Here is a 12,384-nt window from a genome sequence, read left to right on the forward strand (position 1 = left end):
GCTTTGGCTGGTGCCGAGAGAACGTTCGCTTCAGTCTGACAGCTTGGTCTCTCGCTATGGACGCGCGCGTCAGACCATCTTCGTGAAGAAGGTCTTTTCAAGCGGAATGATCGCTGAACCGATCGCGCAGGCGTCAACGTGCGTTTGTGAGACAATGATCTTTGGCAAGGGTCTCGGCTCTTGCCTCCGCGCATCATCGAACAACTCAATGGACGGAATGACTTTTTGCGCGAGGGCATGCGGAATGCGCCCACCGAGCACGATCACTTCAGGATCCAGCAGGGCAGCGATTGCCGAAGCGATAAGCGACAGCGGGTCCCTGCTTTTCTCGATCCATTCATCAACACCAGGCCATTCAGGATCGAAATTAGAGACCAGATCGGAAATGCTGGCTAGATCGACACCAGCCGAGCGGACCGATTGCAGAAGGGTTTCAAGGGTTGGAAGCTGGTAGAGCCGCCACGGCAGAATCAAGCCAAGTTCGCCGCCATTGCCATGCGTACCGCGCATCAAGCGGTGATTGCTGACCACCCCGCCCCCAAGCCCTGCCGCCATGAAAACGTAGACGAAGTCGGAGTGACCCCGACCGGCTCCGAGAAAGCTTTCGCCGATTGCTGCCGCATTTGCGTCGTTCTCTATCCACGCCGGGAGGGAAAGCGCATCGCTGAAGAGTTCATCGATCGGGACCATGGCCCAATCGTCGAGTGAACGTGGCGGATTGTAGCGGGACTTGCCATCCAGACAATATCCAGAGATGCCGATCCCGACCCCGGTGAGCCTGTTCCGGGCCACGGGAGTACGCTCCAGAAAGCGCTCCATGACCCCGCCAAGGCGCTGGAAAACAGCTCTGCGCGTCATTGCGGGCATCGCGGCGTAATCGTAGTCAACCACGTTGCCAGCGAAGTCCATTAGCAGCACCGACATCGCATCGGTCATCAACGCAACGCCGAGCGAATAGGCATAGTCCGGGGCAATGGTGATCGTAGCGCTGGGTTGCCCCCGGCGACCGCTGGTCTTTCGCGCGCCAAGTGCCAAAGCGCCGCGATCAACCAGTTCGTTGACCAGACGCGAAACTGTCTGCTGCGAAAGCCCAGAGCTGCGGACGATTTCCGGCTGAGTCGTGCCCATGTTTCGCAGAACATGGCTGAGGATTGACGCTTCGCTCTCTGACGGCAGCTGGAAGGTTTGCATTTTGGAATCGTCGGCCATGGACACCCTTTTTGCACGGCATTTGGAAGCTGGCAACAATTCCACTCATTTTAATACCCATTGTGGGTTGTATGTTGCCTTCCGGTTTGATATGCCCTCCCTCAAGATCAGCCCGGAAAGGGCGTTCAGGCGAGGAGAGGTTTTATGAAGCGCATACCGTTTGCAGCTCTGGCCAGCGTTTCCGCTGCAGCTTTGATACCTGGTTTAGCTGTTGCACAGACAGCCGCAGTCACGACCGAAGCTGCTCAGGACGAAGCCTCCTCCGAACAAGCGAATGCTGAAATCATCGTGACGGGAACAAGTCGGTCACGCATCGCGCTCGACACGCCGCTGGCAATCAGCCAACTCAGTGGCGATGCGATCGCCCGGGCCGGCGTGACCAGTCAAGCGGACATTCTCAACACCATCCCCTCGATCAAGGCCGACGGCGGTGGCGGCGAAGTCGCCTCAAACGTGTTCATTCGCGGGCTTCCCTCCGGTGGTCAGTACCAGTTCACACCGCTGATGTACGATGGCATCACTGTCCTTTCGTCATTCGGGCTCAATTCGTCGGCCTATGACGTCTATGCCCGCAACGATCTGGGCATCAGCAAGCTGGAATTCGTACGCGGTGGCGTTTCCAACCTGTTCGGCCCAGGCTCGGTCGCCGGCTTGATCAACTACATCAGCAAGACCGGCGGCGACCGTCTGGAAGGTACGGTGCAACTCGAAGTGGCGCAGCGCGACCGTTATCGTGGCGACATCGCCCTCAGCGGCCCGCTCGGCAACAACCTCTACTTCGCATTGTCGGGCTTCTATCGTACCGACAAGGGACCGATCCGCACAGGCCTCGACACAAAGGGCGGGCAGCTCCGTGGAAATCTCGAGTACCGCTTTTCCGATGGCAGCGGCAACGTAAAGCTGGTTGGCCAGTTCATCGACGATCAGGTCCAGTTCTACCTGCCGATCCCCCTCGATGGCCCCACGCGCCAACGCATTGCGGGCAACGATGGGAAACTCGTCAACTCCGTGCAGAACGATTTCGCTTCTGGACTGGGCTTCAGCATTCCGGGTGGTGGCACGTTCAACTCGGATATTGGCGACGGCGTTTCAACCCGGGGCGGGATGGTCGGCCTGACGTTCGAGAAGGATCTGGGCGACAGCGGCTGGGGACTGAACGGCCGAATCAAGTACAGCGATTACAAGCACAAGTTCGGCCTGTGGTCGGACGGCGATGGCGTGATCAACGTCCCCGAAACGTTGCAAAGCTTCCTCACCAACCGCAATCTCGGCTCTCTCGCCAATGCCCAGTTCACGTTTGCCGGCGGTGGGGCGATACCGGCAAACTACCTGCTCTTCGCCAACCGTTTTACCGATCGCGACCGTCCGGTTCACGATTTCACGGCGGAGCTGAACCTGACCAAGAAGTTGCAGACCGGTTCGGTCGACCACGCCTTCACCCTGGGCGGTTTCTATGGGAAGGCCAGCGCGGGCGACCGGAACGTCACCACCACATATCTCGCCGAATTCAACAACCAGCCCCGTCTGGTCAACGTGGTAGTGACCAACCCGGATACCGGTGCTCAGACGATCGTCGCCCGCAACGGCCTTTTCAACGCAGGCGCCGGTTATGTGAACAACCGCCACGAAGCCGAGCGTTACGCCGGCTATATCGCTGACCAGATGAAGATCGGCGATCGGGTCAATTTCGACATCGGCTTCCGCGTCGAGCATATCGCCGGCTCGATCCGTCGCGAGCGCACGTCGACAGTGGTGACCGACGCATCGACCCCGAATCTGTCCTCTGCTCTGCGCGACGTGGTCTGGGGCAATGGCGGGTTCCTCACCGGCAATGTGGCTGCCACCGAATGGGCGCTTGCCGCAGGCGCGCTCTACAAGCTGACCGACGAGATGAGCATCTACGCAAACGCATCGCGGGGGTTTTTCTTCCCCGAACTGCGCTCGGCCGCGTTTAGGCCGCTGCCAGGCGGCACGGCAGCAAATGCCAGCGCAACGCCCGGTACGCAAAGCTACACCGCCGAGATCATCAAGCAGGCCGAGGCAGGCATCAAGTTGAGCCGTTCGGGCTTGTCGCTCACACTTTCCGGCTTCTACACCAAGCTCGACAACCGGCGGCAGGTGCTTTTCGTCAACGACGGATCGGGTGGGTTGATCGAGAGGGTCAATCTGGTCGGCACGGAATCGTACGGTGCGGAAGGTACGATCGACCTTCGCCTGATGAAGAACCTGCGTTTCAACGGCAACATCACCCTCCAGAAGAGCAAGTTTACCGCTTTCGACACCACGCCCACCAATATCGGGAAGCGTGTCGAACGGCAGCCGGAGGTGCTCTACAATGCAGGGCTTTACTTCGACGACGGCAGGTTCGACCTCTCCGTCTTCACCAACTACACTGGGCCGAACTATACCGCATCGAGCAACCTGATCCGGCTCGAAGGCTGGAACATTGCCAACCTCGACGCAGGTTACCGGCTTGCACTTGGCGCCAGTTCGGTGCGGGTCAGCGTAAACGTGTTCAACCTGTTCAACAGCGATGCCGTGACCGAAGGTTCGCCGCGTCAGGACTCCAATCAGGTTGCCAATGGAGCATTCTTCGTCGGCCGTCCGGTGCTGCCGCGCAGGATCACCGGCCGCCTGACCTATTCCTTCTGATGGCCGGTTGACCGCCGCGGCACTTGCTGCGGCGGTCAACCTTGCGCACCAATCCCGGACACCGCCACCGAAAGGCCTGTCATGCTGCTGCGCGATCAAATGCTTGAAATCTTCATGGCTGGCGTCACTGCGGCCAGTGCCCCTGCGGCACTGGCAGGTGTCCTTCCCACCCAGCCCCCTCGTGGCCGCACCATCGTCCTGGGATGCGGCAAGGCCGCTGCGGCAATGGCAGAAGTGGCGGCGCATCGCCTTCCCGGCGAAGTAATCGGATGCGTTGTAACGCGCTTCGGGCACGGCGCCCGCGGATACACCGGTGCGATCGAAGTGATCGAAGCCAGCCACCCGGTGCCTGATAGCGCAAGTCTGACGGCGGGACGGCGCATCCGCGAACTTGCCGAAACAGCACAGGCAGGCGATCGCGTGATATTCCTGATTTCCGGTGGTGGCTCTTCCCTGTTAGTGGACCCGCTGCCCGGCCTTCCTTTGGCCCGCAAGGCAATGATAAACGAACACCTTGTGAAGTCGGGCGTGCCCATTACCAGCATCAATCTCGTGCGCCGTCATCTCTCGCTAGTGAAGGGTGGGCGGCTGGCTGCTGCGGCCGCAGCAGCGGCAAACGACATGCACAGCTTCATCATCTCCGACGTGGTGGGCGACGATCCATCGGTCGTGGCTTCAGGCCCGTCGATCGGCAGCGATTTCGATCCTGAACGCGCTTTGGCCATCCTCGATGAATCCGGATGGCCTGTAGATGCAGAGCTTGCCGCCATTGTGCGAAAAGGCAGCGTCACCCAGGCGCCGGACCACTCTGTCCATGTCATTGCCACTGCAGCCACTGCTCTTGATGCAGCGGTGGAACATGCCAGGGAGATGGGCTGGCAAGTCATCCGGATGGGCAATGACCTTGACGGAGAAGCTGCCGAAGCAGGTCGCACGCACGCCGCAGTGGCGCTCGATCACCTTGCGCGCAAAGAGCGATGTCTGCTGGTGTCCGGCGGAGAACTGACCGTCACCGTCCGCAACCGACAAGGTCGCGGCGGACCCAATCTCGAATACCTGACAGGGCTGATGGCCGCCCTGCCTGAGGATGTCCCGATCGCCGCGCTTGCCTGCGACAGCGACGGCATCGATGGTAGCGAGGACAACGCCGGTGGCTGGTTCGGCAAGGGCGCGCGCGCATCCTCGGGAGATTGTCTGGCGGCGCTCGCTCAAAATCGCACTTACGACCTGTTTGCAGGCCTCGGCGGTCTGGTCATCACCGGGCCGACCCGCACCAACGTCAACGATATCCGCCTGATCGCCGTGGGAGAATGAACGTGACCCAGCTTCCCGACCTCGACACCCAGGCGCGGGCAATTCTCAGGCGCAATGATCGGGATGGATACACTGTCCCTACGCATGGCCTGTATCCGTTCCAGTGGAATTGGGATTCCGCGTTCGTGGCTCTCGGCTTCGCGGAGTTCGATCGCGAACGGGCATGGCAGGAGATCCTGACGCTGGTCAGCGCACAGTGGGACGATGGCATGATTCCGCACATCGTCTTCCATCAGCGCGACGAAGGCTACTTCCCTGGGCCGGACATCTGGGCAACTGGGCGGACACCGCCAACCTCGGGAATCACCCAGCCGCCTGTTCTGGCCACAATCGTGCGCACGTTGTGGGAGCAGGAAGGCGCCGACCCTGCCAATCCGCGCATGCGTGCACTCTACGCGGCTTGTTTGCGAAGCCACCGTTGGTTTCATCGCTTTCGCGATCCACTCGAAAACGGGCTGGTAATGGTGACGCACAACTGGGAGACCGGGCGTGACAATTCGAGCGAGTGGGACGATGCTCTGGCCCGCGTCGACACCTCAGGCGTCGGCACCTACCAGAGGCGTGATACCGGCCATGTCGATGCGGCGATGCGACCAAAGCAGAGCGAATACGATCGCTATGTTGCCATCCTCCAGTTCGGTCGCGCCTCGGGTTGGGACCATCAGGTCATAGCTGATCAGGGACCGTTCCGCGTGATCGACGTGGGAATGTCAATGGAACTGCTCCGAGCCAATCGCGATCTGCTGGTCATGGCAGAAGCCATTGGTGACGGCGCGGTCGCCGCCGAGCTGCGCCACCGGATCGCGCTGTCCGAAGACGGCATCGAGTGGCTTTGGAACGAGGAGGTCGGCGCCTACTGCTCTCGCGATGCCACGACACATGAAAGCTCCGGTCTCGTCACCAATGCCAGCTTCCTCGCGTTCTACGCTGACATTGGCAGCAAACGCCAGCGCGGGCGACTGCTCGATGCCCTTACCCGGCTGCGCCGAACCGCAGCATTCCTGCTGCCCAGTCTTGAGGCCGGGAGCCGCGAATACGATCATCGCCGCTATTGGCGCGGGCCAATCTGGCTGGTGGTGAGCTACATGGTCGCGCTCGGCCTTTCCGAACAGGGGCATGCCGAATGGGCCGAGCAGATTAAGGCTGACTCAGCGCGCCTGATCGAGACTTCAGGATTCTATGAAAGCTTCAGCCCCGAAACCGGTGAGGGATCGGGCGGCCCCGATTTTTCCTGGACCGCCGCAATGTGGCTCGCGTGGTGCGGCAAATGAGCACGGCACTTTTCGGTCAGGGCCGCAAACCAGCCCCGGCACTCTATCCATGGATCCTCGTCGGACTTCTGTGGATGGTATCGTTCCTCAATTCGGCCGACCGGGCGATCCTCAATGCGGTCAAACCGTTGCTTCGCGATGCTTTCGCGATCAGCGACGTGCAGCTTGGCTTTGTCGATACCGTGTTCTTCTGGACTTACGCCGTTTGCGCCTTCCTCTTCGGACGGATCGGCGACAGCGTGCGCCGTCGCAACATGATTCTTTTTGGCCTGCTCTTCTGGAGTACTGCCACCGGCTTCATGCCGGTCGCCAGCGGATTTGCGATGCTGCTCGGTATGCGCACGCTGGTGGCCGTGGGGGAGAGCACCTATTACCCCACCGCGACCGCCCTGATCGGATCATGGCACAAGCCCGCGATACGCAGCCGCGCGCTGGCAATCCACCAGACTGCCGTGTTTGCCGGTGGCGGCTTCGGCAGCTGGGCAGCAGGTCGGCTTGCGGACCACTACGGCTGGTCGATGCCCTTCATGGTCTTTGCAGCACTTGGCATCGTGGTGCTGGGCGTCCTGATCTTTACCTTGCGTGATGATGCGCCTGTGGCCCGAACGCGCGGAACACAACCGGGCGGCGAGCCACTGCGCCTGATTCTGTCCAACCCGGCGGCCCTGATACTGTGCGGCGTGTTCATGCTGGCAACGGCGGCGTCATCGGCAGTGCTCAACTGGTGCAATACCTATGCCCATGACGTGCTCGGCCTGAACCTTGCCGACAGCGCGCTGGTCGGGCCAGTGATGATTACCACGGCGGGGTTCTTCTCGGTCCTTGTGGGCGGATGGCTGTCTGATCGCTTTGCGGCAAGAAGCACGACAGGGCGCTTTACCGTCCTGACTCTCGGCCTTGCGCTGGCAGCGCTCTTCCTGCTGCCGTTCCCCTGGGCGACATCGGTGCTCACCGTCGGTGCGCTGCTCTTTGCCACCAGCTTCGGCAAGGGCCTGTTCGACGGCTGCATCTATGCTGCGCTGCACGATGTCATGCCCGATTCAGCCCGCGCCACAGCAGCCGGGCTGATGACCATGATGGGCTTTCTGGGGGCCGGCATTTCCACCGTCGCCCTGCCCGCCATCGCGGTCCGCACCGGTCTTGCGGCAGGCTTCACTATGATGGCGGCGCTCTATCTTGTGGCTGTGCTGGCGCTGCTCGCAGGTCGACCCACAGTGCGCCGCATGATAGCTGTTGGAAGCGGTGATGCTGCCCATGTCTGAGCCGGAACTACTTGGCGGGATCGAGCTTGGCGGGACGAAAACCGTGTTCGCCATCGGCGATAAGAGCGGCAAGCTACTAGAACGCCACACTGTCGCGACCAGAGAACCCGCCGCCGTCGTTGCCGACGCTTGCGCATTCTTCGGCAGTCAGCCTCAGCCGATTGCCGCGCTTGGCGTCGGCGCATTCGGCCCGGTGGTGGTTGATCCGCTTGCAAGCCACTACGGACATCTCCTGCAAACCAACAAGCCTGGCTGGAGCGGCTTCGATCTTGCCGGGGCTCTGGCGCGTGACATTGCGGCGCCAATCAGGCTGGTGACCGATGTCGGCGCAGCAGCCATCGGCGAGGCGCGTCTTGGTGCTGCAAGAGATGTGGCTTTGTCCGTCTACCTTACGGTCGGCACGGGCATCGGTGGTGCGATTGTCTGCAATGGAGAGCTTCTTCCCGCCCTGCTCCACCCCGAAATGGGTCATGCAATGCTCGAGCGCGCCCGAGATGACGTTGCAGCCTCGGTTTGCGCCTTTCACCACAGTTGCGCCGAAGGCCTCGCTTCCGGTCCTGCCATCATGGCGCGATTTGGCCGCTCGCTGGACAAGTTCGCTCCTGATTCAGCCGAATTCGGTCTGATCGCAGATTACATGGGGCAGCTTTGCTGCAATCTCGTGCTTACGCTTTCCCCTCAGCGGATCGTGCTCGGTGGTGGGGTGACCGGGGCCTCTGGGCTGGTTCAAGCCGTACAATCGGAAATGACCCGCCGCTTGGGCCGTTATGGCCCTCGCGGGGCTGCACAGCCTGGATACTTGTGCTTGCCCGAACTTGGGCAGGACGCCGGCGCTGTCGGCGCCGTGCTATGCGCCAGCACACTTGTACGCGATCACGCGAAGGCCTGACGCATGGACTTGCGCCTCTTGCTTCGCACAAATCGTGAAAAGCCGTGGGGTCGCAGTGATCTGCCCAGGGACGTTGCAGACGGAATGCGCCGTATCGGCGAAATCTGGTTCGATCTTGCGGATATCGACCTCTCGCTCCTGGTTAAGAGGATATACACTTCAGAGCGCCTTTCGATTCAGGTGCACCCTGACGACGCTCTTGCGCAGCGGCATGGCCTGACACGTGGAAAGGAGGAATGGTGGCTGGTCACGGCAGCAGAACCTGGGGCCACTCTCGGATTAGGCACGGTCCGGGCCATCAGCTCCAGTGAACTGGCCTCTGCAGCGGTTGATGGCAGTCTCGAGCATGAAATGTGCTGGTTCCCTGTGTCTGCAGGGGACTGGTTCCACGTCCCGCCTGGCACGATCCACGCCATAGGCGCAGGCGTCAGCATCGTCGAAATCCAACAGAACTCAGACGTGACCTACCGGCTGTTTGACTACGGTCGGCCACGGGAGGTGCATCTTGCCGCAGGCATAGACGCGTGCGAGGCGAAACCTTATGACCCTGCCTTGTCCGGACGGTTGGGCGACAACGTAGATCGTCCCCTGCATCTCCTTGTGGCCGGGGCGCATTTCCGAATCTGGTTCGGGACCGGGACCAAGGCTCTTGCCGGACTTCCTGATGGCGACCTGTGGATTGTTCCGCTGCAAGGCACGCTCGCTCTGGATTGCAGGCACTGCTCTGCAGCAGACGTACTTTACGGCAATCCCGTGACGACCGTTGCTACTGGTCGGGTCGCTGCTTCTGCGGACTTCAGCTTCATTGCGGCGCAGGCCAAAGCAGCCGAGTAGGGCGCTGCCGGCCCGCTTTCCGTTGTCGTTGTGCAACGTCGAGGACCAATGTTCGCAGGCGACAGCGGGTGAACCGCTTGCGCGACTTCAGGCAGGGCCCGCAGCGGAGAACCTGGTCTGGAGCCGATGCCGAAGCATGAAGACTTTGTGATCCAGCGCTGCGGTTTTGCGATGATTTAATCCCGCCCGTCGTGCAGATCTGGGTCTGCCTTCCGTAGCCAACGTGTGTCGCAAGTGCGGTTTCCAACGCTGGAAGAGGCACATCGCATCAGGTTGACACTTCGTTCCTGAGCCTTGGCCGACAGCTTTCACGACAGGGTTTGCATGCATCGTCAGCGCTTGCACGCGCCACGTTCTTAGGTTCAAATGTTCTACGGTCCTATAATTGACATTTAGAATTTTTCGTCGCAGGTAGGGAGAAACAACACCCCAACGGGGAGAGGAGAGAGCTATGAGGTCTGTGATAGGCGCGCTCAATGGAGCTGGCATGGTCGCTTTGGCGATCGGAATTGTTTCGGTTTCTCAGGCGCATGCTCAGGAGGCCGCAGGATCGTCAGCCACATCGGCGAACCAGTCTGTGCCTGAGAACAACGATTCGATGGACATCGTGGTCACCGCCAACAAGCGCGAGCAGAACCTCAACGACGTCGGTCTCTCGGTCGTGGCGATTGGCGGCGATACGCTGGCTGAACGCCGGATCACCTCGGTGCAGGACATCGCTGCGGCTGTCCCGGGCCTGAAGTTCGCCGAAAGCGGCGCGGGCACCCCGATCTACACCCTGCGCGGCATCGGTTTCAACGAAGAGAGTCTTGGCGTCTATCCTTCGGTCAGCGTTTATACTGATGAAGTCCCGCTGCCGTTTCCGGTGCTCACCCTGCGCTCGGCCTTCGATCTGGAGCGCGTCGAAGCGCTCAAGGGGCCGCAGGGTACGCTGTTCGGCCAGAACGCCACCGGTGGCGCGATCAACTACATCGCGGCCAAGCCGACCGACGCCTTCGCTTATGGCGCGGACATCAGCTATGGCCGGTTCAACGCGGTCCAGGGCAATGCCTTCATCAGCGCGCCGCTTGGCGAGAAGGCCGGCGTCAGGCTTGCAATCTCCGGCATGGACAGCGACGGCTGGCAGCGGAGCCTGACCCGCCCGAATGACCGCAATGGCGCGCAGAAGTATATCGCCGGCCGCCTCACCTTCACTGCCGAACCGGTAGAGACGCTTCGCCTTCGCGCCACGGTAACCGCTTGGCAGGACAAGAGCGAACCGCAGGCGGCGCAGCTCATTGCCGTGCGTGCGCAGAACCCGACAGCCGTGCAGCCGGGCGTCTTCGCCTCGCCCTTCGGCACCACCGATCCGCGCTCGGCCGACTGGACCACGGTTGCGAACTATGTGACCTTCACCAATGTGGCGACGGGTGACTTTTCGATCGCGCCGAAGCAGACTGGCGACCTTTCGCCGCGCAGCAATCGCAAGTTCATTCAGGGATCGCTGCGCGCAGACCTCGATATCGGCGACTTCGCCACGCTCACCTCGATCACTTCTTACCTCGATTTCGACCAGCACCTGTTCAGCGACAAGGACGGTACGGCACAGGCGGTCGCCAACATCGGCGATGGACTGGCAAACATCCATTCGTTCAACCAGGAACTGCGCCTTGCCAACCAGGGCAGCGGGCCGTTTCGCTGGGTCATCGGCGCGAACTACGAGAACAGCCGCACGTTCGAGGATCAGGGCCTGACTTTCGCCAACGGCTCGTCCTCTGCTCCCGGCACGCTATTCATCAACACCACCGGCAGCGAAGTGCTCCAGCGCATCCGCAACTATGCGTTCTTCGCCAACGGTGAGTATGACCTGACCGATACGCTCGCGCTGAAGATCGGTGGTCGCTACACCAATTCGCGCAACCGGGCCGAGCTCTGCTCGAAGGGTAACGGCGACGGACTGGTCTCCACCCTGTTCAACATCATCGGTGGCTTTTCGGGCAATCCCTTCACCCCGATCGGCGTGAACGGCTGCTACGTGCTCAATGCGCAAGGCGTTCCGGGAGAGCGCCTGAAGGACACTCTGGCGGAAGACAACTTCTCGTGGCGCGCGGGCCTCGACTACAAGCCCAATTCCGACACGCTGTTCTTTGCGAACGTGTCGCGCGGCTACAAGGCAGGCAGCTTCCCGACCCTGGCCAGCGCCGACTACAAGGCGTACTTCCCGGTCACGCAGGAATCGGTCACCTCGTACGAAGCAGGCTTCAAGCTTTCGATGGCCGACCGCAAGGTGCAGTTCAACGGCGCTGCGTTCTACTACGACTACACCGACAAGCAGATCCGCGGCAAAGTCGTCGACCCGATTTTCGACGTGCTCGATGTGCTGATCAACGTGCCCAAGTCGCGCGTTCTGGGTGCCGAAGCCGAACTGACCGTGCGCCCGATGCGCGGCCTGTCGATCGGCAGCTCGGTGACCTACCTTGAATCCAAGGTTCGCACCGATGGCGGCGCACTCTTTGTCGGCCCGACGGCTTACGGCAACAGCTGCACGGTGAACGGCGCACCTGGGCCTTGCGACTTCACCGGCAGCGAACTTCCGTTCACGCCGAAGTGGTCGTACAGCCTCAATCTCGACTATCGCCACGATGTGGGCGACGGCACGATCATCTTCGGCGCCGACCTGCGCGGCCAGTCGTCGTCCGTTTCGACGCTCAATGGCCGGAGCATCCAGTTCCGCAAGCTGGCCAACGACCGCAATGCGCCGAACATCGCCCAGCCGTTCGTGATCCCCGCCTATGCCACGATCGACGCCCGCCTCGGCTACGAGTTCGGCGGCGGCAACTACAAGATCATGGCCTGGGGCAAGAACGTCTTCAACAAGTACTACGTTACCAATGCCGCACACTACCTCGACACCACCGTCCGGTTCGTCGGCATGCCGGCCACCTACGGCGTGACCCTCAGCATCAAGAACTGA

At 61.3% G+C, this 12,384-nt stretch carries 8 protein-coding genes; 7 read left to right on the forward strand and 1 reads right to left on the reverse strand.

All coding sequences use genetic code 11. From position 1 onward, the window contains the following. Positions 1-69: 69 nt before the first annotated feature. Positions 70-1,209 (reverse strand): ROK family transcriptional regulator, encoded by a 1,140-nt coding sequence (locus ACZ1JX_RS12595; RefSeq protein ID WP_465123888.1) that lies wholly within the window; start codon positions 1,207-1,209, stop codon positions 70-72. Positions 1,210-1,497: 288 nt separating this feature from the next. Here ACZ1JX_RS12595 and ACZ1JX_RS12600 point away from each other — a divergent pair, with 288 nt between their 5' ends. From ACZ1JX_RS12600 to ACZ1JX_RS12630, 7 genes are all read left to right on the forward strand, one after another. Beyond that, on the forward strand, positions 1,498-3,861 hold the full coding sequence (locus ACZ1JX_RS12600) for a TonB-dependent receptor (protein WP_465123889.1): 2,364 nt from the start codon (positions 1,498-1,500) through the stop codon (positions 3,859-3,861). Positions 3,862-3,942: 81 nt separating this feature from the next. Further along, the gene (locus ACZ1JX_RS12605) at positions 3,943-5,175 is read left to right on the forward strand and encodes a glycerate kinase type-2 family protein (RefSeq protein WP_465123890.1); all 1,233 of its coding nucleotides are present in this window, start codon (positions 3,943-3,945) and stop codon (positions 5,173-5,175) included. Positions 5,176-5,177: 2 nt separating this feature from the next. Continuing rightward, positions 5,178-6,446, forward strand: a complete 1,269-nt coding sequence (locus tag ACZ1JX_RS12610) for an MGH1-like glycoside hydrolase domain-containing protein (RefSeq protein ID WP_465123892.1) — start codon at positions 5,178-5,180, stop codon at positions 6,444-6,446. Beyond that, on the forward strand, positions 6,443-7,708 hold the full coding sequence (locus ACZ1JX_RS12615) for an MFS transporter (RefSeq protein ID WP_465123893.1): 1,266 nt from the start codon (positions 6,443-6,445) through the stop codon (positions 7,706-7,708). The genes ACZ1JX_RS12610 and ACZ1JX_RS12615 overlap by 4 nt, the downstream gene beginning before the upstream one ends. Further along, entirely contained in the window at positions 7,692-8,597 is a 906-nt protein-coding gene (locus tag ACZ1JX_RS12620) for an ROK family protein (RefSeq protein WP_465123894.1), read from the forward strand. The genes ACZ1JX_RS12615 and ACZ1JX_RS12620 overlap by 17 nt, the downstream gene beginning before the upstream one ends. 3 nt (positions 8,598-8,600) lie before the next feature. Then, the gene (locus ACZ1JX_RS12625; protein WP_465123896.1) at positions 8,601-9,431 is read left to right on the forward strand and encodes a class I mannose-6-phosphate isomerase; all 831 of its coding nucleotides are present in this window, start codon (positions 8,601-8,603) and stop codon (positions 9,429-9,431) included. Positions 9,432-9,882: 451 nt separating this feature from the next. Then, positions 9,883-12,384 carry a TonB-dependent receptor gene (locus ACZ1JX_RS12630; RefSeq protein ID WP_465123897.1) on the forward strand — a complete coding sequence of 834 codons (2,502 nt, stop codon included), beginning with the start codon at positions 9,883-9,885 and terminating at the stop codon, positions 12,382-12,384.

The sequence above is a fragment of the Novosphingobium sp. BL-A-41-Hi4A-0G genome, from assembly GCF_055521735.1.

Coding starts and splice junctions, on each gene's coding strand:
- ACZ1JX_RS12595 (WP_465123888.1), bottom strand. CDS start 1,209: ATGGCCGACGATTCCAAAATGCAAACCTTCCAGCTGCCGTCAGAGAGC.
- ACZ1JX_RS12605 (WP_465123890.1), top strand. CDS start 3,943: ATGCTGCTGCGCGATCAAATGCTTGAAATCTTCATGGCTGGCGTCACT.
- ACZ1JX_RS12615 (WP_465123893.1), top strand. CDS start 6,443: ATGAGCACGGCACTTTTCGGTCAGGGCCGCAAACCAGCCCCGGCACTC.
- ACZ1JX_RS12620 (WP_465123894.1), top strand. CDS start 7,692: ATGCTGCCCATGTCTGAGCCGGAACTACTTGGCGGGATCGAGCTTGGC.
- ACZ1JX_RS12625 (WP_465123896.1), top strand. CDS start 8,601: ATGGACTTGCGCCTCTTGCTTCGCACAAATCGTGAAAAGCCGTGGGGT.
- ACZ1JX_RS12630 (WP_465123897.1), top strand. CDS start 9,883: ATGAGGTCTGTGATAGGCGCGCTCAATGGAGCTGGCATGGTCGCTTTG.